This window comes from Pseudomonas sp. CF161, assembly GCF_000416215.1.
In the GTDB taxonomy this organism is placed as follows: domain Bacteria; phylum Pseudomonadota; class Gammaproteobacteria; order Pseudomonadales; family Pseudomonadaceae; genus Aquipseudomonas.
The window spans coordinates 1-22,436 of the sequence record NZ_ATLP01000039.1 but is presented as its reverse complement, the minus strand read 5'-3'; the positions used below and the strand labels follow the sequence as shown (position 1 = coordinate 22,436).

Genomic DNA, 22,436 nt, shown 5'->3' with positions numbered 1-22,436 from the left:
AGCCACGTCAGGGCTGGCCATAGTCGCGGGCACCAAACAGCGCGGTACCGATCCGCACCCAGGTGGCGCCTTGGGCGATGGCCGCTTCGAGGTCGTGGCTCATGCCCATGGAAAGTGTGTCGAGCGGCAGATTCAAACGCTGTTGCAGGTGGTTGTTCAGCGCCTGCACGGCAGCAAAGGCAGCGTCCTGGGCGGCACGCTCTTCGGTCGGCTCGGGTATCGCCATCAGCCCGCGCAGTTGCAGGCGCGGCAGGGCGCTGATGGCGCTGGCCAGGGCCGGCAGATCGGCCGGGGTGCAACCGGACTTGCTGGCCTCGCCGCTGACGTTGACCTGAATGCAGATGTTCAACGGCGGCAGGTGTTCAGGGCGTTGCTCGGACAGGCGTTGTGCGATTTTCAGGCGATCCACGGAGTGCACCCAGTCGAAATGTTCAGCGATAGGTCGCGTCTTGTTCGATTGAATGGGGCCGATGAAGTGCCAACACAAGGGCAGGTCGGCCAGTTCGAGCTGTTTGCCCAGGGCCTCCTGCAGGTAGTTCTCGCCGAAGTCGCGCACGCCGGCGGCGTGGGCTTCACGCAGGGCGGCGGCGGGTTTGGTCTTGCTCACGGCGAGCAGGTGAATGCTGTTTACATCTCGTTGCGAAGCCTGCGCCGCAGCGCGGATCCGCGCGCCGACCAGTGCGATGTTGTCTGCTATCGTGGACATTCAATGTGCGCCAGCGGGTCTTGGGGTTGCGGCATTCTACTGGAATTGGGAAGCACTATGGACATCCCTGAGTTGCTGGCCTTGTGCGTTGCACAGGGCGCGTCGGACTTGCACCTTAGCGCAGGTTTGCCGCCGATGCTGCGGGTTGATGGCGAGATTGTCCGCAGCGAGCTGGCGGTGCTTGAGCCGCAGCAGGTGCAGGCCATGCTCCAGGGCCTGATGAGTGAGGCGCAGCGGGCGGAGTTCGCGGCAACCCTTGACCTGGATTTTTCCTACGAACTGCCGGGAATCGGGCGCTTTCGGGTGAATGCCTTCCATCAGAGCCGTGGCGCTGCCGGGGTCTTGCGCGCCATTCCCGCGCAGGTGCCGAGTATGGAACAACTGGGAATGGGCGAAGTGTTTCGCCAGATTGCCGCCGTACCCCATGGCCTGGTGCTGGTGACGGGTCCGACCGGGTCCGGCAAGTCCACCACCCTGGCGGCGATGATCGACCACCTCAATCAGCACCGTCAGCAACACATTCTCACCATCGAAGACCCCATCGAGTTCATCCATGCACCCAGGCAGTGCCTGATCAATCAGCGCGAAGTCCTGCGTGATACCCGAAGTTTTGCCGCGGCGTTGCGCGCCGCCCTGCGCGAAGATCCGGATGTGATCCTGGTGGGCGAACTGCGGGACCTGGAAACCATTCGCCTGGCATTGACCGCCGCCGAAACCGGGCACCTGGTGTTCGGCACCCTGCACACCACCTCGGCGGCGAAAAGCATCGACCGGTTGGTGGACGTGTTTCCGGCCCAGGAGAAGGCCCTGGTGCGTTCGATGCTGGCCGAGTCGCTGCAGGCGGTGATCGCCCAGGTGCTGGTCAAGCGCATCGGCGGTGGGCGGGTGGCGGCGCACGAAATCATGCTCGGCAGCCCGGCGATCCGTAACCTGATCCGCGAAGACAAGGTGGCGCAGATGTATTCGGCGATCCAGACTGGCGGCGCGGTGGGCATGCGCACCTTGGACATGAGCTTGAAGGCGTTGCTGAACGCGGGGCTGATCAGCCCGGAACATGCCCGGGAGAAGGCCCGGACGCCCCAGGGGCTGTGAGCGAGGGGTTTTTGGCGGCGCCTGAAACGTCATCGCCGGCAAGTCGACCCCGACAAGGCCGTGAGACCTGTCGAAGCCGGCTTGCCGGCGATAGAGGTGTGACGTTAGGGCTGACGGTCAGCGCTGAACCACACGCAGGGCGTTCTGCTCTTTAGGCAGGACGCGCTTGGCAACCACGTAGTGGTTATCCCAGTACGGCTTTTTCAGGGTGTCGATCGACACGGCCTTGCCACGGCGCGGGGCGTGAATAAAGCGGTCATTGCCCAGGTAGATGGCAACGTGGTTGACCTTGCGGCTCTTGATGTTGAAAAACAGCAGGTCGCCCGGCTTGAGGTCCTTGCGCTCGACCTTCTGCCCGTGGCCGCTGGCCATGGCATTGGAGGTGCGAGGCAGATCCACCGCTGCCACATCATTAAACGCGTATTTCACCAACCCGCTGCAATCGAAGCCTTTACTTGGGCTGCTGCCGCCCCAACGATAGGGAGTACCCAGGACGTTGACGGCGCGACTCAGTACATTGCTGCTCTGCTTGGCCGCCATTTGCGGGACCAGCTTGCTGTCGGCCTTGCTCAGGTGAGTCGGGCCCTTGACGCTTTGCTTGTTCTTGGCGGTTACCGGCGAAACATGGGATTTCGGGGTGTAACCGTTAATGTTGGGAAGACGTTGCTCACGATTGGTGGCGTGGGCGGCCAGTGGCATTAATAGGCAAATGGTTAGCCATGTCTTGAAAAATGGACGCATTAGGCAAGGCTCTTATGGGTTAGCGCGCAACTTTATAACAGCTTTTTTGTCTGTTCCGAGGCCGTTTGTCGATTCAACCTGGAGGTCAACTTCTGCAAAGTAGCGGCAAATTGACGCAATTGTCCGCCAGAACTCAGGCGGTACGGGGCTTTGGCGGGAGGGACTTTAACATTTCCCATACGTCGGCAGCCTGTAAAAAAGTCACAAAGAATTAAAGAATATTTATCTATTGCGTGGAATGAGGTCATCAATGAACACCTATCGTCAGGATGTTTCACCGCAGGACACCCACAGCAAGGTGATCGGTTATCTGTTGTGGATTTTCGGTTTTACCGGTGCGCACCGCTTTTATTACGGCAAGCCGGTGACCGGTACGATCTGGTTTTTCACCTTGGGCTTATTGGGGATTGGCTGGCTGATCGACCTGTTCCTGATTCCGGCCATGGACCGTGAAGCGGACCTGCGGTTTACCGCCGGCCCGCTCGAATACAGCGTGGCCTGGGTGCTGCTGACCTTTCTCGGGGTGTTTGGCGTGCATCGCATGTACCAGGGGAAATGGATCAGCGGCCTGTTGTACCTGCTGACAGGCGGGCTGTTCTTCCTGGGCGTGCTCTACGACTTCTGGACCCTGAACGATCAGGTCTCCCTGGAAAACGCCAAGCGGCGCTAACCTGACCCAAACAGCGGCTACAACCCGTAGCCGCTGCTGAGCCGCGCTAGGCCCAGCGCTCCCCTGACACACCACAGCGCCTGCAGTCACGCCTGGTAGCTGATGCGTCCATCCACCAGGGTGTAGCGCACCATGCCGGGCAGGCTGTGGCCGAGGAACGGGCAGTTTTCGCCTTTGGACAGCCAGTGTTCGCCGGCCACGGTGGAGCTGGCCGGGTCGAACAGCACCAGGTCGGCCGGGGCGCCTACCGCGAGCTTGCCGGCAGGCAGGCGCAGGGCATCGGCCGGGCCGGCACTGAGGCGGGCGAGCAGGGTTGGCAGGTCCAGCAAGCCATCTTCCACCAGGGTCAGCGCCAGTGGCAGCAACAGCTCGACGCTGCTGATGCCCGGCTCGGTGGCGCCGAACGGCGCCAGCTTGGCGTCGCGCTCGTGGGGTTGGTGATGGCTGGAAATGGCCTGGACCACCCCGGACTTCACCGCCTCACGCAGCCCGTCGCGGTCCGCTCGGGAACGCAGGGGCGGCTGTACGTGATACAGGCTGGAGAAGTCGATCAAGGCTTCATCCGTCAGGATCAACTGATACAGCGCCACATCGGCAGTCACCGGCAGGCCGCGAGCCTGGGCCTGGGCGATCAACGCCACACCCCGGGCGCTGGTCAGCTGGCTGAAGTGCGCGCGCACGCCGCTTTGCTCCACCAGCAGCAGGTCACGGGCCAGGGCCACGGTTTCTGCGGTCTCCGGAATCCCCGGCAAGCCGAGGAAGCTGGCGGTGGCGCCTTCGTGGGCCAGGCCGCCTTCGGCCAGGTCGCGGTCCTGGGAGTGGAAAATCACGGTCAAGTCGAAGGTTGCAGCGTATTCCAGGGCGCGGCACAGGGTGCGGGTGCTGCGAAAGCTCTCCAGGCCATTGCCGAACGCCACGCAGCCGGCGTCGCGCAACGCGATGAGTTCTGCAAGCTGCTCGCCTTCCAGGCCTTTGCTCAGGGCGCCGATGGGGAACACCTTGGTATTGCCGGCTTCGCGAGCACGGTCCAGGATCAGCTCGGTCACCGCCGAGGTGTCCAGCACCGGTTTGGTGTGCGGTGGGCAGCACAGGCTGGTGACGCCACCGGCGGCGGCAGCCCGGGTTTCGCTGGCGATGCTGCCTTTGCGGCTGTAGCCCGGTTCGCGCAGGGCGACACTCAGGTCCACCAGCCCGGGGGCAGCCACCAGGCCTTTGGCGTCGATGGTGGTGACGGCGTTGAAATCGGCCGGGGCGGCGCCCATGGCGAGGATCTTGCCGGCTTCCAGATGCAAATCAGTGACTTGATCCAGCCCGCTGCTTGGATCGATGACGCGGGCGCCGAGAATGCTGAGCTTCACTGGGCGTTCTCCTGCTCGAATTGTCGCTGGGCGGTCTGCCCGCTCATGGCCATGGACAGTACGGCCATGCGTACCGCGATGCCGTAGGTCACCTGGTTGAGAATCACCGAATGCGGGCCGTCGGCCACCGCCGATTCGATCTCCACGCCGCGGTTGATCGGGCCCGGGTGCATGACGATGGCGTCCGGCTTGGCGCCGGCCAGGCGCGCGGTGGTCAGGCCGAACAGGCGGTAGAACTCGCCTTCGCTGGGCAGCAGGCCGCCCTGCATGCGCTCGCGTTGCAGGCGCAGCATGATCACCACGTCCACATCCTTCAGGCCTTCGGTCATGTCGGTGTAGACCTTGACCCCATACTGCTCGATGCCAATCGGCAGCAGGGTCTTGGGCGCGATCACCCGGATGTCCGGGCAGCCGAGGGTCTTCAGGGCCAGCATGTTCGAACGGGCTACCCGCGAGTGCAGGATGTCGCCGACGATGGCCACCGACAGGTTCTCGAAGCCGCCCTTGTGCCGGCGGATGGTCAGCATGTCGAGCATGCCCTGGGTCGGGTGCGCGTGCCGGCCGTCGCCGCCATTGATGATCGCCACTTGCGGGCACACGTGTTCGGCGATGAAGTGCGCGGCGCCGGAGTCGCCGTGGCGGACCACGAACATGTCGGCGGCCATGGCTTCCAGGTTGCGCAGGGTGTCGAGCAGGGTTTCACCCTTGCTCGCCGAGGAGGTGGACACGTTCAGCGTGATCACGTCCGCCGACAGGCGCTGGGCCGCCAGTTCGAAGGTGGTGCGGGTGCGGGTGGAGTTTTCGAAGAACACGTTGCACACGGTCTTGCCGCGCAGCAACGGGACTTTTTTCACCGCCCGGGCGCCGACTTCAAGGAACGAGTCGGCGGTGTCGAGGATTTCTGTCAGCAGCTCGCGGCGCAGGCCGTCGAGCGACAGGAAGTGGCGCAGCTGGCCCTGATCATTGAGCTGCAGCGGGCGCTTGGCGTCTGGAGGCGTCATCGCAATGGACTCTTTAAAGGGGCGTGTCAAAGGGCGAGGTCTTGCAGTTCGAGTTGCAGCGGCGCGGGGCCGGACAATTTTACCCGCTCGTGGGCGGCCAGCGACAGGGTCGCACCCACCACATTCGGGCGGATCGGCAGTTCGCCGGCGTCCAGGTCCAGCAGGCAGACCAGGGTCACGCTGGCCGGGCGGCCGTAATCGAACAGTTCGTTGAGGGCGGCGCGGATGGTCCGGCCGCTCATCAGCACGTCATCGATCAGCACCAGGTGCTGGCCTTCAATCTCGAACGGCAGCTCCGAAGGCCGCACTTGCGGGTGCAGGCCGTTCTGGCTGAAGTCATCGCGATAGAACGACACATCCAGCGTGCCCAACGGCGAGTCGCTGCCCAGCGCTTCCAGCAGGGCCTGGGCGACCCAGACACCACCGGTGCGAATGCCGATATAGCGCGGCTCGCTGATCTTGCGCTTGGCCAGGTGGGCGTTGAGATCAGCGGCCATCTGGCTGATCAGTTCGACGGGATTGGGCAGGCTCATGGTTGCTCCTTCGTGGGCCCGCGCCCGGCTGCGTGGAGCCGGGTGCGGAGTCTTACGGCTGGTGTTGTGGCCAGGAGGCGTGTGGCTGGGGCAGCCACGCATCTTCAGGATCGGGCGGTTCAGTGTTCGAGCAAGGCTGCGTTTTCGTCGAGCCAGCCTTGCAGCAGCAGGGCGGCGGCGATGGCGTCGACCGGGTTGTCGCGGTAGCTGCCCTTTTGCCCACCCCGGGTCAGGCGTTCGCCCTTGGCCTCGAAGGTGGTCAGGCGTTCATCGTGGGTATAGAAGGGCAGGTTGTAGCGGCCGTTGAGGCGCCGGGCGAATTTTTCGGCGCGTACGCACATGTCGCTGGGGCTGCCGTCCATATTCAGCGGCAGGCCGACGACTACGGCGTCGGGCTTCCATTCCTTGATCAGGGCTTCGACCTGGTTCCAGTCGGGAATGCCGTTCTGTGCCTTCAGCGTGCACAGCTCGCGGGCCTGGGCGGTGATGGCCTGGCCGACGGCGACGCCGATCTGTTTGGTGCCGTAGTCGAAACCGAGGATCAGTCGCAAGGCCATCAGGCGTGTCCCGCCTGGCTGGTGAGCAGGTTGAGGTTGATCCCCAGGTGCCGCGCGGCCGCTTCCAGGCGCAGTTCGCTGCTGGTGTTGAACAGGATGTCGGCATCGAACGGGCAGGTCAGCCAGGCGTTGTCGGCCAGTTCGGCCTCCAATTGCCCGGCTTCCCAGCCGGCGTAGCCCAGGGCGATCAGGCTTTTCTGCGGGCCTTCACCGTCGGCGATGGCGAACAGCACGTCCTGGGAGGTGGACAGCGCCAGGCCTTCGAGCTCGACCGTGGCCTGGAAGGTCAGGCCGCTGGGATGCAGGACAAAACCGCGATCGGTCTGCACCGGGCCGCCGCTGAAAATCGGCACGTGCTCGCACAAAAGTGGCGTTTCAACATCGGGGCGCAGTTGCTCGAGAATGTCGGCAAGGCTCAGTTCCTGCGGGCGATTGACCACCAGCCCCATGGCGCCATTGGCGTTGTGCTCGACGATGTAAGTCAAGGTGTGCGCAAAGTTCGGGTCGGCCATATGGGGCATGGCGATCAGGAAGTGATGCTTGAGGTAGCTGGGGCTGACGTTTTTCATGTGCGCTAGTGTGGCGTTGGAGGGGCAAACTGACAAGCTGGTGATCATGGGCGGTTGGCCCGGTGGCGCGGGGCCAGGTGCTGCCTTCGCTCCGCAGTGCCGGGCCGAGCTTGAGCCGGCTCACTGGCCACGGCGTCAGTTGCTGGAAAGCTTGTCGCCCCGGGCAAACTTCCAGGTGCGAATGATTTCCAGGCGGTCGATATCCGACAGGTCACCGGTAAAGGGGGCAAAAGGCGCGGCCAGGCGCACGATGCGTTGCGCCGCCTGGTCCAGCAACGGCTGGCCGGACGACTCCAGCACCAGCACTTCATACAGCGAGCCGTCGCGGTTGATCGAGACCATCAGCCGCAGGTTGCCGTAGATCTGCTTGCGCCGGGCTTCCTCGGGGTAATTGAGGTTGCCGATGCGCTCGACTTTCTTGCGCCATTCGTCCTTATACCAGGCGCCCTTGTCGCGCATGGTCGAGGCCGCGCTCAGGCGGTGGATGCGCGGGCGCTTGGCATACAGCTGCTGTTCATTGGCCAGCTCGGCTTCGAGGCTGGAGATCTCGCTGGACAGCTGCGAGCTGTCGAAGGTCGGCGCCGCAGGCTTGGGCGCGGCTTCGGTCTTGACCTCTTCGCGCTTGGTGACGGTCTTCTTCGGTTTCGGCGCGGTGGTGGCGACGGCGGCCTTGGGCGCTGCTTCCTTGACCTCGGGCTTGGCGGCGGGCGGCGGCGTGACCTTGTTCACCTGGTTGTCCTGGAACGGCGCAACCTCGGTGGTCTTGGGGATCGCCTTCTTGTCCAGGGTGCCGCTGCCCTGCTGGTTGTCCTGGGCCAGGAAATCGGCCTTCTTCGGCTTGGTCTCGCTTTTGAAGGTGGCGAGGGTGATTTCCAGGGTCTTGCTGATCTGCTTGGGTTCGGCGAAGGAGAAGCCCAGGCCGAGAATCAGCGCCAGGTGCAGGAGGGCGGCGAGAAACAGGGTGAAACCGAGACGATCGGCCGGACGCACACCGCTATGCGCGAGCTCGGGAGGGAGGTCGAGAGGCAGGTCGGACGGGAGTGTCATCGGTTCAACATCACAGGAGGCATCACAAAACCAACATCGCGCGTTTCACAGGCGGCGCATGATAACGCAATGTTGGTTTCAAGCTGCGAGCTTCACGCTTCAAGCGACAGGCTGTACATGATCCACATCAAGCTTGTGGCTTGCGGCTTGCCAGTTGCAGCTTGGCCTCGATGGCGTCCATCAGCAGCGCACCGATGTTGGTGCCGAACGCATTGTCGATTTCGCGGATGCAGGTCGGGCTGGTGACGTTGATTTCCGTCAGGTGCTCGCCGATCACGTCCAGGCCGACGAACAGCAGGCCTTTCTCCCGCAGGGTCGGGCCGACCTGAGCGGCGATCCAGCGGTCCTTGTCGGTCAGCGGGCGGGCTTCGCCACGTCCGCCGGCGGCGAGGTTGCCCCGGGTTTCACCGGCGGCCGGGATTCGCGCCAGGCAGTAAGGCACCGGCTCGCCGTCGATCATCAGGATGCGCTTGTCGCCATCCTTGATCGCCGGCAGGTAGGCCTGGCCCATGATCTGCTGGGCGCCCAGGGCGGTCAGGGTTTCCAGGATCACCGAGAGGTTCGGGTCGCCGGCGCGGTGGCGGAAGATCGAGGTGCCGCCCATGCCATCCAGGGGCTTGAGGATCACGTCGCCATGTTGTGCGGCAAATTCACGCAGCACGTCGGCGCGGCGGCTGACCACGGTCGGCGGCGTGCACTGCGGGAACAGCGTGGCGAACAGCTTCTCGTTGCAGTCGCGCAGGCTCTGCGGCTTGTTGACCACCAGCACGCCGGCGCGCTCGGCCTGCTCCAGCAGGTAGGTGGAGTAGACGAACTCCATGTCGAACGGCGGGTCCTTGCGCATCAGGATCACGTCCAGATCGCTCAGCGGGCAGTCGATTTCATCTTGCAGCTCGAACCATTTTTCCGGGTTGGCAAAGACTTGCAGTGGACGCATGCGCGCCCGTGCCTCGCCCGCGCCCTGGTAGAGGTCGCGCTGTTCCATGTAGAACAGGGTCCAGCCGCGGGCCTGGGCGGCCAGCAGCATGGCCAGCGAACTGTCCTTTTTATAGGAGATGCTGGCGATAGGGTCCATGACAATCCCGACGCGAACGCTCATGGGCTGTTTCCTCGAAAATTTAGTGGGCGCAATGGCTTGAAAAAGTGGCGTCAGAGTGGCGCCCGGGCGGTTCCCGGTCAAGGAAAAACCGCCTTGCCGGTCGGCCGATAGATTGCATTCTGAGAGTATGCTAAAAAGGCTCGCATGCCGCGCTCAGGCCTTGAACATCAAGGGTTTGGGGCTTTACCAGGCGGTACCGGCATTAAATCGATTCGCTGTGGCGATGGTAGAGCAGAATATGGAACAGCATTCCAGCGCCTTGAAGGTGATGGTGATCGATGACTCGAAGACGATTCGCCGCACGGCTGAAACGCTGCTCAAGAACGTGGGCTGTGAAGTCATCACTGCGGTTGACGGTTTCGAGGCCCTGGCCAAGATTGCCGATCATCACCCCGGGATCATTTTTGTCGACATCATGATGCCGCGCCTCGATGGCTATCAGACCTGCGCCCTGATCAAGAACAACAGTGCCTTCAAGTCCACGCCGGTGATTATGCTGTCCTCCAAGGACGGTCTGTTCGACAAGGCCAAGGGCCGCATCGTCGGTTCCGACCAGTTTTTGACCAAGCCCTTTAGCAAGGAAGAACTGCTGAACGCGATCAAGGCCCATGTCCCGGGCTTCGCCGCAGTAGAACAAGCACATTGACGTTCAGCCAAGGGGCCGAACGCCTATTCGTATGGGGAAGACCATGGCACGTATTCTGATCGTCGATGATTCGCCGACTGAAATGTACAAACTGACCGGCATGCTGGAAAAGCACGGTCATGAAGTCCTCAAGGCCGAAAACGGCGCGGACGGCGTCGCCCTGGCCCGCCAGGAAAAACCCGACGCGGTGCTGATGGACATCGTCATGCCGGGCCTCAATGGCTTCCAGGCGACCCGCCAGCTGACCAAGGACGCCGAAACCAGCCATATCCCGGTGATCATCATCACCACCAAGGATCAGGAGACCGACAAGGTCTGGGGCACCCGCCAGGGCGCCAAGGACTACCTGACTAAGCCGGTGGATGAAGAAACCCTGATCAAGACCCTGAACAACGTTCTGGCCGGCTGACGGCCAGCGCCATGGCCGAGTCGCAAACCGCGTTCGAGCTGCTGCTCGATATCGATCGGCGCTGCCGCCTGCTGGCGGCGGATCTGCCGTCCCAGGAAACCCGCCAGCACAGCTGGAGCGGGATCGGCTTTCGCATCGGTGAGCAGTGGTACGTGGCGCCCATGGGCGAAGTCAGCGAAGTCCTGCATGAACCGCGCTACACCGTGCTGCCCGGGGTGAAATCCTGGGTCAAGGGCGTGGCCAATCTGCGGGGGCGGCTGCTGCCGGTCATGGACCTGTGCGGTTTCTTCGGCCATGAGCTTTCGGCACTGCGCAAGCAACGCCGGGTGCTGGTGGTCGAACACAAAGAGGTATTTGCCGGGCTGATGGTGGATGAAGTCGTCGGCATGCAGCATTTTGCCCAGGACAGCCTGCAAGCCAGCGTGATCGAGCCGGCCCAGGGGGCGATCGCGCCCTACCTGCAAGGCCGTTTCGAACGCGACCAGGTGTGGCAGGTGTTCAGTCCCTTTGCCCTGGCCGGTTCCTCGGGATTTATGGATGTAGCGCTGTGAACCGCCAGGCATTGCCGCCGCGGGGCCCGTCATGCGCGCTGTGCACTTACAACGCGGGCATGCTCGCTCGCCACAGGCCTGATCGATGATAAAAGCCAAAACCGCCAAGCCCGTGGAAGGCTCGCGCAGCCGCTCGCAGATCATCGTGCTGTTTATCGCGCTGATCATTTTCATCATGCTGCTGTTCGCCAACTTCGCTTACCTCAACACCCAGGCCACCTACGACAAGCAGTACATCGGCCACGCCGGCGAGTTGCGGGTGCTGTCCCAGCGCATTGCCAAGAACGCCACTGAAGCCGCCGCCGGCAAGGCTGCCGCGTTCAAGCTGCTGAGTGATGCGCGCAACGACTTTGCCCAGCGCTGGGGTTACCTGAAAAAAGGCGACCCGGCCACCGGCCTGCCCGGCGCGCCGCTGGCCGTGCGCGATGAAATGCACGCCGTGCAGCAGGACTGGGAAAAACTGCTGAAGAACACCGACGCCATTCTTGCCAGCGAACAGACCGTGTTGTCCCTGCATCAAGTGGCCGCGACCCTCGCCGAAACCGTGCCGCAACTGCAGGTGGAGTACGAGAAGGTGGTCGAAATCCTCCTCCAGCGTGGCGCGCCGGCGGCCCAGGTGGCCGTGGCCCAGCGTCAGTCGCTGCTGGCGGAGCGGATCCTGGGGGCGGTGAACACCGTGCTCGCCGGGGATGAAAATGCAGTCCAGGCCGCCGATGCCTTCGGGCGCGATGCGGCACGCTTTGGCCAGGTGCTGAACGGCATGCTGCAGGGCAATCCGGCGCTGAAGATCAGCCAGGTCGAAGACCGTGATGCCCGCGCCCGGCTGGCCGAGATCTCCGAGCTGTTCGAGTTCGTGTCGGGCTCGGTGGATGAAATCCTCGAAACTTCTCCCGAGCTGTTCCAGGTTCGCGAGTCCGCGAGCAATATCTTCAGCCTTTCGCAAACCCTGCTCGATGAAGCCTCGCGCCTGGCCAACGGTTTCGAGAACCTGGCCGGCGGCCGCTCCCTGGACACCATCGGTGGTTATGTCCTGGGCTTGCTGGCGCTGATGTCGATCATCCTGATCGGCCTGGTGATGGTGCGCGAGACCAATCGCCAACTGCGCGAGACCGCTGAAAAGAACGAGCGCAATCAGAACGCGATCATGCGCCTGCTGGATGAGATCGAAGACCTGGCCGACGGCGACCTGACGGTGACAGCCTCGGTCACCGAAGACTTCACCGGAACCATCGCCGACTCGATCAACTATTCCGTCGACCAACTGCGCGACCTGGTGGCCACCATCAACCTCACCGCCGGCCAGGTGGCCGGTGCCGTGCAGGAAACCCAGGCCACCGCCATGCAACTGGCCGAAGCCTCGGAGCACCAGGCGCAGCAGATTTCCGAAGCCTCCACCGCGATCAACGACATGGCCCAATCCATCGACCAGGTCTCGGCCAACGCTGCCGAGTCCTCGGCGGTGGCCGAGCGGTCGGTGGAGATCGCCAACAAGGGCAACGAGGTGGTGCACAACACCATCCACGGCATGGACAACATTCGCGAGCAGATCCAGGACACCGCCAAACGCATCAAGCGCCTGGGCGAGTCTTCCCAGGAGATCGGCGACATTGTCAGCCTGATCGACGACATCGCCGACCAGACCAACATCCTCGCCCTGAACGCGGCAATCCAGGCCTCCATGGCCGGGGACGCCGGGCGTGGTTTTGCGGTGGTGGCCGATGAAGTGCAGCGGCTGGCCGAGCGCTCTTCGGCGGCCACGCGGCAGATCGAGACCCTGGTGCGGGCGATCCAGACCGACACCAACGAGGCGGTGATCTCCATGGAGCAGACCACCTCCGAAGTGGTGCGCGGTGCGCGCCTGGCCCAGGACGCCGGGGTGGCCCTGGAAGAAATCGAAGGCGTGTCCAAGACCCTGGCGGCGCTGATCCAGAGCATTTCCAACGCGGCGCAGCAGCAGACCTCATCGGCCGGGCAGATTTCCCTGACCATGAACGTGATCCAGCAGATCACCTCACAAACTTCGTCCGGTTCCACCGCGACGGCTGAAAGCATTGGCAACCTGGCAAAAATGGCCAGCCAACTGCGGCGTTCGGTGTCCGGCTTCACCTTGCCGGCTTCCCGGGAGCAGGTCCCGGGTGACAAGCGCTAAGGCAGACGAAGACTTTGACGGGAGTGGTTATGGTTGATCGGCACGACTATGTGGCCCTCGAATGGGTCAAGGGCGAAATTGCCGAGACCCTGAAGCAGGCCTATCAGGCGCTGGAGCATCTGCTCGATGAGCCGTTGGCCGCCGACGCCATCGGCCAGTGCCTGGAGGGCATCCATCAGGTCCATGGCAGCCTGCAGATGGTCGAGTTCTATGGCGCGGCGCTGCTGGCCGAAGAGATGGAACAACTGGCCCTGGCCTTGCAGCAGCACCGGGTGTCCCAGCGTGACGAAGCCATCCGCCTGTTGTTGCAGGCCATCACCCAGCTGCCGCAGTACCTGGACCGGGTGCAAAGTGCGCGGCGCGACCTGCCGCTGGTGGTGTTGCCGCTGCTCAACGACCTGCGCAGCGCCCGTGGCGAGAGCCTGCTCTCGGAAACCAGCCTGTTCAGCCCGCTGCTGCCCAGCCTTGCGCCGCTCGACGCGGCGGCCCTGGCCGCGCTGGACCCGGGGCAATGGCAGGTCTTGTTGCGCAAACTGCGGCATATGCTGCAAACCGCGCTGGTGGACCTGCTGCGGGAACAGGATGTGGAAAACAGCCTGTCCTATATGACCCGCGTGTTCGAGCGCCTTGAAACCTTGTGCCAGAACGCGCCGCTGGGGCCGTTGTGGCAGATCTCCCTGGCCCTGGTGGATGGCATGCGCCATGCGGTGGTGGCCAACAGCCCGGCGGTGCGCAGCCTGCTCAAGGATGTCGACCGCCAGCTCAAGCGCCTGTTCGAGGAAGGCATCGCCGGGGTCAACCAGCCGGCGCCGGACGAACTACTCAAGAGCCTGCTGTTTTACATCGCCAAGGCCCGTCATCCCACCCCGCAGATGCAGATCATGAAAGAACGCTACGCCCTGGACGACGCGCTGCCCGACAGCGCCCTGGTCGACGAGGAACGCGCCCGCATGGCCGGCCCCGACCGCGATGCCATGCGCTCGGTCCTGGCCGCGCTGTGTGAGGAGCTGGTGCGGGTCAAGGAGCGCCTGGATCTGTTTGTGCGCAGCGACCGGCAGCACGCCGATGATCTGGACAGCCTGCTGGCGCCGTTGCGGCAGATCGCCGACACCCTTGCGGTGCTGGGTTTCGGCCAGCCGCGCAAGGTGATCATCGATCAGTTGGCGGTGGTTCAGAGCCTGGCCCAGGGCCAGCGCGAACCCAATGACGCGGTGCTGATGGATGTGGCCGGCGCCTTGCTGTATGTCGAGGCGACCCTGGCCGGCATGGTCGGCACCGTGGAGCCTGAAAGCCGCGAAGAAAGCCGCCTGCCCACCACCGACCTGACCCAGATCCACCAATTGGTGATCAAGGAAGCGCGGCTGTGCCTGCAACAGGCCAAGGACCTGATCGTCGAATACATCGACGCCGATTGGGACCGCGAGCACCTGTTGCCCTTGCCCGAGCTGCTGACCCAGGTGCGCGGGGCGCTGGCGATGATTCCCCTGAGCCGCGCCGCGAGCCTGCTCGACGCCTGCAACCGCTTTATCCGAGAACACCTGCTGCCCGACCCGGTTCGCCCCGAGTGGCAGCAACTGGACAGCCTGGCCGACGTGATTACCAGCATCGAGTACTACCTGGAGCGCCTGAGCGAAGACCCCGAGGCCCCGGGAGAGAAAATCCTCGATGTGGCCGAGCAGGGCCTGGCCGCGCTGGGTTATGTGCCGGCCGAACAGGTGCCGCTGCTCGACGACGTGCTCAGCCCCGGCGAAGCCCAGGTGATGCAGGACCTGCAGGAACTCGACGACCCGCAGGTAGTGCAGTCTCTGGCCGATGTGCTGGCCAGCCCGGTGTCGGCCCTCAACCCGCCGGCGCTCAACACCCCGGGCAGCCTGCTGCCGCCGCCGCGGGACGAAGCGCCGGTGGACGATGAGCTGCGGGAAGTGTTCCTCGAGGAAACCGACGAGGTACTGGAGGTGCTGCGCGAGTACCTGCCGCGCTGGTCGGCCGATCCCGCGAGCAAGTCCGCGCTGAGTGAGCTGCGTCGGGCCTTCCATACCCTCAAGGGCAGTGGGCGCATGGTGCGCGCGCTGGTCCTGGGGGAGCTGGCCTGGGCCGTCGAGAACCTGCTCAACCGGGTGCTGGAGCGCAGCGTCGAGCCCGGGCCCCAGGTCTGGCAACTGCTGGGCGAGGTGGTGCAGCTGCTGCCGGAACTGATCGCCGAATTCGCCGCCCAGGCCCAGCGCCAGCGTGACGATGTCGACCAACTGGCGGCCCGCGCCCATGCCCTGGCCAAGGGCGATGACGCCGCGCCCGTGGAGCACACGGCGAACGCTGCCCTCGATCCGCAGTTGCTGGAGATTTTCCGCAATGAAGCGCAAACCCACCTCGACAGCATCAATCGCTTTCTCGACCACGCCGCCGAACACCTGCCATTGCAGGCCAGCGACGAGTTGCAACGGGCCCTGCACACCCTGAAGGGCAGTGCCTCGATGGCCGGGGTCTTGCCGATTGCCGAGCTGGCGGCGCCCCTGGACCAGTTGGCCCGGGAATATCGCGCGCACCTGATCGCCCTCGACCTGGATGAAGTCGAGCTGCTGCTGGAGGCCGAGGGCCTGTTTCGCCGTGGCTTGAAGCAGTTGGGCAGCGATCCCCAGGCGCCCATCAGCGGAGCGCGGTCATTGATCGACCGCACCCAGGCGCTGCTGGGCGAGCGCCTGGAAAAATTCCTCAATTCCCCTGCCAGCGGGCTGCGCATCAAGCGCGACCCGCAACTGATCAACAACTTCCTGGCCCAGGGCATGGACATCCTGCTGGACGCCGAAAACCTGTTGCGCCGCTGGCAGCAGCACCCCGGCGCGCGCCAGGAACTGAGCGCGCTGCTGGATGAGCTGACGACCCTGGGCGAGGGCGCGCACCTGGCCGACCTGCAGCCGATGGATGAGTTGTGCGAAGCCTTGCTCGACCTGTATGGGGCGGTGGAAGAAAGCAGCCTGGCGGTCAGCGAGCGCTTCTTCCGCGAGGCCGAAAGCGCCCATGAAGCGCTGATCAATATGCTCGACGAACTGGCCGCCGGGCAGGTGGTCAGCCCGCAACCGGCGCGGGTCAGGGCCCTGCGCGAATTGCTCGATGAAGGCCTGGACCCGGCGGCCACCGGGCTGATCCGCAGTGACGGCAGCCGCACCCTGAGCATCAGCGAGCTGGGGGCCGCCACCGCCGAGCTGGGGCAGGCTGCGGACCTGCCGGAGCAGGACGATGAAATTGTCGCGATCTTCCTCGAAGAGGCGGTGGACATCCTCGAAAGCGCGGGCCAGGCCCTGCATCGCTGGTTGTCCGACCCGGATAACGGCGCGCCGCTGTTGTCCTTGCAGCGCGACCTGCACACCCTCAAGGGTGGGGCGCGCATGGCCGCAGTCGGGCCGGTGGGCGATTTGGCCCATGAGCTGGAAAACCTGTACCAGGGCCTGGTGGACCGGCGTTACCAGCACAGCTCGGAACTGGCGCAGCTGCTGCAGCACAGCCACGACCAACTGGCGGTGCTGCTGGAGCAGTTGCAGCGGCAACAGCCGCTGGACGAGCCGCAGGAGCTGATCAAGGCCATCAGCCGTTTCCGCCAGCGGGCGAGTGTCGCCCCCGAGGTCGTGGAGCCATTGGCCGACCGTGATTCCGCCGCCCATGACCCGGAGCTGCTGGAGATCTTCCTCGAGGAAGGTTTCGACATCATCGACAGCTCCGCTGCGGCCCTGGTGCGCTGGCAGGCCGAGCCCCAGGGGCGGCAGGAGGTGGAAACCCTGCTGCGCGACCTGCACACCCTCAAGGGTGGGGCGCGGATGGTGGAAATCGCCCCGATCGGCGACCTGGCCCATGAGCTGGAGTTTCTCTTCGAAGGCCTGTCCTCCGGGCTGCTGCACGCCACCCCCGCGTTGTTCAGCCTGCTGCAAAGCAGCCACGACCGGCTGGCGCAGATGCTCGATGCGGCCCGCGCGGGGCAGCCGATCAAGCCCGCCGACAGCCTGATCGAAGCAATCCGGGCGTTTACCCATCCCTCTGTCGAGCCCAGCCCGCCGCCAGCGCTGCTCAGCCTGCCAGCGCCGAGCAAGCCTGAAACACCTGTGCCGGTGGTCGAGGCTCCGGCCGGGGACATGGTCAAGGTGTCGGCCGAGCTGCTGGATGACCTGGTCAACCTGGCCGGGGAAACCTCGATCTTTCGCGGGCGTATCGAACAGCAGGTCAACGATGCGCGGGTGGCCCTGAGCGAGATGGAAACCACCATCGAGCGCATGCGCGACCAACTGCGCCGGCTCGACACCGAAACCCAGGGCCGGATCCTCAGCCGCCAGCAGGTGGAGGCCGAGCGCCTGGGCTATGAAGAATTCGACCCGCTGGAAATGGACCGCCATTCCCAGTTGCAGCAGCTGTCGCGGGCCTTGTTCGAATCGGCCTCCGACCTGCTCGACCTCAAGGAAACCCTCGACCGCCGCAATCACGACGCACACAACCTGCTGCAGCAGCAGGGGCGAATCAACACCGAACTGCAGGAAGGCTTGATGCGCACGCGCATGGTGCCGTTCGAACGCATGGTGCCGCGCCTCAAGCGCATCGTGCGCCAGGTCGCCAGCGAACTGGGCAAGGAGGTCGAGTTCATCGTCGGTAATGCCGAGGGCGAGATGGACCGCAACGTGCTGGAGCGCATGGTGGCGCCCCTGGAACACATGCTGCGCAACGCCGTCGACCATGGCCTGGAATCGGCCGAGGCGCGCTTGGCGGTGGGCAAGCCGGCCCAGGGCCGGATCACCCTGGACCTGGCGCATGAAGGTGGCGACATCGTTTTCGACATGCGTGACGACGGTGCCGGGGTGCCGCTGGAGGCGGTGCGCAGCAAGGCGATCAAGCGCGGACTGCTGGACCCGAACCTCGAAATCAGCGACCGCGACGTGCTGCAATTCATCATGCAGCCGGGGTTCTCCACGGCGGAGAAAATCACCCAGATTTCCGGGCGCGGCGTGGGCATGGACGTGGTGCATGAAGAGGTGCGGCAGTTGGGCGGCACCATGAGCATCGACTCGATCCCGGGGCAGGGCGTGCACTTCCGGATTCGCCTGCCATTCACCGTGTCGGTCAATCGGGCGCTGATGGTGCAGTGCGCCGACGAGCAATACGCGATCCCGCTGAACACCATCGAAGGCATCGTCCGCGTGCTGCCGGTGGAACTCGACAGCTATTACCAGCTCGATCCGCCGCGTTATGAATACGCCGGCCAGCGCTACGAGCTGTGCTACCTCGGCGAACTGCTGCACACCGTCGGCCGCCCGAAACTGCTGGGCCAGAGCCTGCCGCTGCCGGTGCTGCTGGTGCATTACAACGAGCACCGGGTCGCGGTGCAGGTCGATGCCATGGCCGGTAGCCGCGAGATTGTGGTCAAGAGCCTCGGCCCGCAATTCTCGGCGGTGCAGGGGCTGTCGGGCGCGACCATCCTCGGCGATGGCCGGGTGGTGCTGATTCTCGATTTGCTGGCCCATATCCGCGTCCAGCAGAGCTGGTTGCCGCGCCCGCAGGTGGTGGGCAACGAGGACGCGCCGCTCGAGGCCGAGCCGCAACGGCCGATGCTGGTGATGGTGGTGGACGATTCGGTCACGGTGCGCAAGGTCACCAGCCGCCTGCTGGAGCGTCACGGCATGAACGTGCTGACCGCCAAGGACGGGGTGGACGCCATGCTCCTGCTCGACGAGCACCTGCCGGACCTGATGCTGCTGGACATCGAAATGCCGCGCATGGACGGCTTTGAAGTGGCGATGCAGGTGCGCAGCGATCCGCGCCTGCAGCACCTGCCGATCATCATGATCACCTCGCGCACCGGGCAGAAACACCGCGACCGGGCCATGGCCATCGGCGTCAACGACTACCTCGGCAAGCCCTACCAAGAGTCGGTATTGCTCGAAAGCATCGCCCTGTGGAGCAAACCCCATGCTTGATCACCGCGCCAGCAACCTGACCGGGCTGCTGTTGCCCCTGGCCGACCGGACCCTGGTCCTGCCCAATGTCGCGATCGCCGAACTGATCGACTACCAGCCCGGCTCGTTCGACCTGGATTCACCGCCCTGGTACCTGGGCCTGGTGAGCTGGCGCGATCGGCAGATTCCGTTGCTCAGCTTCGAGTCGGCCTGTGGCGGCAAGACCGTGATTGGCGACCGGGCGCGGATCGTGGTGCTCAACGCCCTGGGCGGACGACCGAACCTGGCGTTCATTGCCTTGCTGGTCCAGGGCATCCCGCGCTCGCACAAACTCGACAGCCAATTGAGCTACGTCGATGTGCCCTTGTGCGCCCTGGAAAAAGCCGCGGTACAGGTGGCCGAACAAGTGGCCAAGGTCCCCGACCTACTGGGGCTCGAAGCCTTGCTGGTGGCGTCGGGGCTGGTGCCGGGCGTGGCTTGAGCCTGCTTAGCCGGCGCGCAGGGCGCTGCGCACTTGCATCAGGGCAAACCCCAGCAGGTTGAGCCCGCGCCATTTCTCCGGCTGCGAGGCTTTCTTGTCCTCGGCGGCCAGGCCGATGCCCCAGATGCGGTCCACCGGGCTGGCTTCCACCAGCACCTGCTCGCCAGTGGCCAGCAGGAACTCACCCAGTGCCGGGTGCTGGCTGAACTTGGCCAGGTTGCCGCGCACCACGATATCGAAGCACGCCGCGTCCCACTGCGCCCCGTCAAACCCCTGCACCTGACGCCCCAATTGCTTGGCATCGGCCGGGGTCGCCGCGACGAGGATCCGCTCCAGGGTCTGGGCGTCATCGAACAGCCGGGCCTTGCCCGCCATCATGAAATGCTCGGCGCTGGCGTAACTCACTCCGTCGACCTCGAACGGCGTCGGGAACCACTGGCTGAAACAGCTGGGGGTGACACGGCCATCCCGCGCCGGCTGGTGGCCCCAGAACATCAGGTACTCGGGCTTGAAGCCCTGCTGGAGCTGCCCCAGCAACTGCTCGACCGAGCGGACAGGAGGGAATGCGGTTTTTGCCATGAGAGTTCTCGTCAGGTCGATGCCGGCCATTCAGCGGCCGGGTGATTCGGGATGCGCCTGTGGTGGGGTGGCAGGGTACTCCAAGATCGGCGGTGCAGGCACGGCCTCCATGGCCGTGGCTTGAATCATTACCCTGAGCGTAACGATCCGCCGCCGGGCTTGATTGATGCCCCGGGGATTGCCTCCTAAGGTGGCTCCACGACAGCGAACCCGTGGAGTGAGCATGACAACAATAATATCCCCCGACTCGCGCTGGACGCGGCGGCGCAGCGAGAAGCAGCGGCGCCTCGAGCAGGTGCGGGCCCTGGCCGATGGTGTGGTGTTGCCCACCGACAAGATCGTGGCCGCCCTGGAGGCGTTGATCCTGCCCGGAGACCGGGTGGTGCTGGAGGGCAACAACCAGAAGCAGGCGGATTTTCTTTCGCGCTCACTGGCCAAGGCCGACCCGGCCAAGCTCCACGACTTGCACATGATCATGCCCAGCGTCGGCCGTTCCGAGCACCTGGACCTGTTTGAGCGCGGCATTGCGCGCAAGCTGGACTTTTCCTTTGCCGGCACCCAGAGCCTGCGCATCAGCCAGTTGCTCGAAGACGGGCTGCTGGAAGTCGGCGCGATCCATACCTACATCGAGCTTTATGCACGGCTGGTGGTGGACCTGATCCCCAATGTGGTGCTCTCGGCCGGTTTCATGGCCGACCGCGCCGGCAATATCTACACCGGCCCGAGCACCGAGGACACCCCGGCGCTGATCGAGCCGGCAGCCTTCAGCGACGGCATCGTGATCGTCCAGGTCAACCAGTTGGTGGATGACGTCAGCGAGTTGCCGCGAGTCGACATCCCGGCGTCCTGGGTGGATTTCGTGGTGGTGGCCGACAAGCCGTTCTACATCGAGCCGCTGTTTACCCGCGACCCACGGCACATCAAGCCGGTGCACGTGCTGATGGCGATGATGGCGATCCGCGGCATCTACGAAAAACACAATGTGCAGTCGCTCAACCACGGCATCGGTTTCAACACCGCGGCCATCGAGCTGATCCTGCCCACCTACGGCGAATCCCTGGGGCTCAAGGGCAAGATCTGCCGCAACTGGACCCTCAACCCCCATCCGACCCTGATCCCGGCCATTGAAAGCGGCTGGGTCGAAAGCGTGCATTGTTTCGGCACCGAGTTGGGCATGGAGCACTATATTGCCGCGCGCCCGGACGTGTTCTTCACCGGCCGCGACGGTTCCCTGCGTTCCAACCGGATGTTCTGCCAACTGGCCGGGCAGTACGCGGTGGACCTGTTTATCGGCGCCACCTTGCAGGTGGATGGCGACGGCCATTCCTCCACCGTGACCCGGGGCCGCCTGGCCGGTTTCGGCGGGGCACCGAACATGGGTCACGACCCCCGCGGCCGTCGCCACGGCACCCCGGCCTGGCTGGACATGCGCGTCGATCAGAACGACGCGCCCCAGGCCATGCTCGAGCGCGGCAAGAAGCTGGTGGTGCAGATGGTCGAGACCTTCCAGGAGGGCGGCAAACCGACCTTCGTCGAGACCCTGGACGCGGTGGAGGTGGCGCGCAAAAGCGGCATGCCCCTGGCACCGATCATGATCTACGGCGACGACGTCACCCACCTGCTGACCGAGGAAGGCATCGCCTACCTGTACAAGGCCCGCTCCTTGGAGGAGCGCCAGGCCATGATTGCCGCCGTGGCCGGGGTCACCGCCATCGGCCTGCGACATAACCCCAAAGACACCGCGCGCATGCGCCGTGAAGGCTTGATCGCCTTGCCCGAAGACCTCGGCATTCGCCGTACCGATGCCAGTCGCGAGTTGCTCGCGGCGAAAAGCGTCGCCGATCTGGTGGAGTGGTCGGGTGGCCTGTACCACCCGCCCGCCAAGTTCAGGAGCTGGTAATGCACGCATTCAACCTGCAATCACACCCTCTGAGCCTGGCCGAGCGCCTGGCGGACCTGGCGGTGGACGCGCTGATCGACGAGGCCGACCTGTCGCCCAAGCCGGCGCTGGTGGACCGTCGTGGCAACGGCGCCCACAGCGACCTGCACCTGGGGCTGATGCACGCCTCGGCCCTGTCCCTGTGGCCGGCGTTCAAGGCCATGGCTGACGCCGCCATCGAACTTGGCGCAATCGGTTTGCCATTGCGCGAAGCCCTGGGCCGCATCGGCCGTGAAGGCGAAGCGGCGATGCGGGTCACCACCGGTGGGGTCAATACCCATCGCGGGGCGATCTGGGCCCTGGGCTTACTGGTGGCGGCTGCGGCGCTGGAGCCTCAGGCCAACCGCGCCGGCAGCCTGGCCGTGCGCGCCGCACGCCT

General features: G+C 64.6%; 20 protein-coding genes. 10 read left to right on the top strand and 10 right to left on the bottom strand.

Features of this window, described 5'->3' with window-relative positions; genetic code table 11:
• Positions 1-7: 7 nt before the first annotated feature.
• Entirely contained in the window at positions 8-706 is a 699-nt protein-coding gene (locus CF161_RS06705; protein WP_020295807.1) for a YggS family pyridoxal phosphate-dependent enzyme, read from the bottom strand.
• Positions 707-763: 57 nt separating this feature from the next.
• On the opposite strand from CF161_RS06705, the gene CF161_RS06700 reads away from it, so the two are divergent.
• The gene (locus tag CF161_RS06700) at positions 764-1,798 is read left to right on the top strand and encodes a type IV pilus twitching motility protein PilT (RefSeq protein ID WP_020295806.1); all 1,035 of its coding nucleotides are present in this window, start codon (positions 764-766) and stop codon (positions 1,796-1,798) included.
• 117 nt (positions 1,799-1,915) lie between these two features.
• Here the strand turns inward: CF161_RS06700 and CF161_RS06695 are convergent, their stop codons facing one another.
• Positions 1,916-2,539, bottom strand: a complete 624-nt coding sequence (locus CF161_RS06695; RefSeq protein ID WP_043228790.1) for a C40 family peptidase — start codon at positions 2,537-2,539, stop codon at positions 1,916-1,918.
• A gap of 250 nt (positions 2,540-2,789) precedes the next feature.
• Here CF161_RS06695 and CF161_RS06690 point away from each other — a divergent pair, with 250 nt between their 5' ends.
• Positions 2,790-3,209, top strand: coding sequence for a TM2 domain-containing protein (locus CF161_RS06690; protein ID WP_020295804.1), 420 nt, complete (start codon positions 2,790-2,792; stop codon positions 3,207-3,209).
• A gap of 86 nt (positions 3,210-3,295) precedes the next feature.
• Here the strand turns inward: CF161_RS06690 and CF161_RS06685 are convergent, their stop codons facing one another.
• The 7 genes from CF161_RS06685 to gshB all read right to left on the bottom strand — a co-directional run bounded on the left by CF161_RS06685 (position 3,296) and on the right by gshB (position 9,373).
• Entirely contained in the window at positions 3,296-4,567 is a 1,272-nt protein-coding gene (locus tag CF161_RS06685; RefSeq protein ID WP_020295803.1) for a dihydroorotase, read from the bottom strand.
• Positions 4,564-5,568: an aspartate carbamoyltransferase catalytic subunit gene (locus CF161_RS06680; protein WP_020295802.1), complete on the bottom strand. Its 1,005-nt coding sequence runs from the start codon at positions 5,566-5,568 to the stop codon at positions 4,564-4,566. The genes CF161_RS06685 and CF161_RS06680 overlap by 4 nt, the downstream gene beginning before the upstream one ends.
• A gap of 26 nt (positions 5,569-5,594) precedes the next feature.
• The gene (gene pyrR / locus CF161_RS06675; RefSeq protein WP_020295801.1) at positions 5,595-6,101 is read right to left on the bottom strand and encodes a bifunctional pyr operon transcriptional regulator/uracil phosphoribosyltransferase PyrR; all 507 of its coding nucleotides are present in this window, start codon (positions 6,099-6,101) and stop codon (positions 5,595-5,597) included.
• A 119-nt stretch (positions 6,102-6,220) separates the two neighbouring features.
• Entirely contained in the window at positions 6,221-6,658 is a 438-nt protein-coding gene (gene ruvX, locus CF161_RS06670; protein ID WP_020295800.1) for a Holliday junction resolvase RuvX, read from the bottom strand.
• The gene (locus CF161_RS06665; RefSeq protein ID WP_020295799.1) at positions 6,658-7,227 is read right to left on the bottom strand and encodes a YqgE/AlgH family protein; all 570 of its coding nucleotides are present in this window, start codon (positions 7,225-7,227) and stop codon (positions 6,658-6,660) included. Before CF161_RS06665 ends, ruvX begins: the two co-directional genes overlap by 1 nt.
• Before the next feature lie 135 nt (positions 7,228-7,362).
• Positions 7,363-8,274 (bottom strand): energy transducer TonB, encoded by a 912-nt coding sequence (locus CF161_RS06660; RefSeq protein WP_043228786.1) that lies wholly within the window; start codon positions 8,272-8,274, stop codon positions 7,363-7,365.
• Positions 8,275-8,401: 127 nt separating this feature from the next.
• The gene (gene gshB / locus CF161_RS06655; protein ID WP_020295797.1) at positions 8,402-9,373 is read right to left on the bottom strand and encodes a glutathione synthase; all 972 of its coding nucleotides are present in this window, start codon (positions 9,371-9,373) and stop codon (positions 8,402-8,404) included.
• 238 nt (positions 9,374-9,611) lie between these two features.
• Here gshB and pilG point away from each other — a divergent pair, with 238 nt between their 5' ends.
• The 6 genes from pilG to CF161_RS06625 all read left to right on the top strand — a co-directional run bounded on the left by pilG (position 9,612) and on the right by CF161_RS06625 (position 19,539).
• Positions 9,612-10,019, top strand: coding sequence for a twitching motility response regulator PilG (gene pilG / locus CF161_RS06650; RefSeq protein WP_020295796.1), 408 nt, complete (start codon positions 9,612-9,614; stop codon positions 10,017-10,019).
• A 43-nt stretch (positions 10,020-10,062) separates the two neighbouring features.
• A complete protein-coding gene (gene pilH, locus CF161_RS06645) occupies positions 10,063-10,428 on the top strand; it encodes a twitching motility response regulator PilH (protein WP_020295795.1) in 366 nt (121 codons plus the stop codon).
• Positions 10,429-10,439: 11 nt separating this feature from the next.
• Positions 10,440-10,979 (top strand): chemotaxis protein CheW, encoded by a 540-nt coding sequence (locus CF161_RS06640; protein ID WP_020295794.1) that lies wholly within the window; start codon positions 10,440-10,442, stop codon positions 10,977-10,979.
• A gap of 85 nt (positions 10,980-11,064) precedes the next feature.
• Complete coding sequence (locus tag CF161_RS06635) at positions 11,065-13,128, top strand: methyl-accepting chemotaxis protein (protein WP_020295793.1); 2,064 nt, start codon at positions 11,065-11,067, stop codon at positions 13,126-13,128.
• 29 nt (positions 13,129-13,157) lie between these two features.
• Complete coding sequence (locus tag CF161_RS06630) at positions 13,158-19,079, top strand: Hpt domain-containing protein (RefSeq protein ID WP_020295792.1); 5,922 nt, start codon at positions 13,158-13,160, stop codon at positions 19,077-19,079.
• A complete protein-coding gene (locus CF161_RS06625) occupies positions 19,072-19,539 on the top strand; it encodes a chemotaxis protein CheW (protein ID WP_020295791.1) in 468 nt (155 codons plus the stop codon). The genes CF161_RS06630 and CF161_RS06625 overlap by 8 nt, the downstream gene beginning before the upstream one ends.
• Positions 19,540-19,545: 6 nt before the next feature.
• Here CF161_RS06625 and CF161_RS06620 read toward each other — a convergent pair whose 3' ends face one another.
• A complete protein-coding gene (locus CF161_RS06620; RefSeq protein WP_020295790.1) occupies positions 19,546-20,118 on the bottom strand; it encodes an NADAR family protein in 573 nt (190 codons plus the stop codon).
• 223 nt (positions 20,119-20,341) lie between these two features.
• Between CF161_RS06620 and mdcA the strand changes: the two genes are divergently transcribed.
• Both mdcA and CF161_RS06610 read left to right on the top strand, forming a co-directional pair.
• Positions 20,342-22,018: a malonate decarboxylase subunit alpha gene (gene mdcA / locus CF161_RS06615; RefSeq protein ID WP_020295789.1), complete on the top strand. Its 1,677-nt coding sequence runs from the start codon at positions 20,342-20,344 to the stop codon at positions 22,016-22,018.
• A partial coding sequence (locus CF161_RS06610) for a triphosphoribosyl-dephospho-CoA synthase (RefSeq protein ID WP_020295788.1) occupies positions 22,018-22,436 on the top strand: 419 nt, incomplete at its 3' end. The genes mdcA and CF161_RS06610, both read left to right, overlap by 1 nt.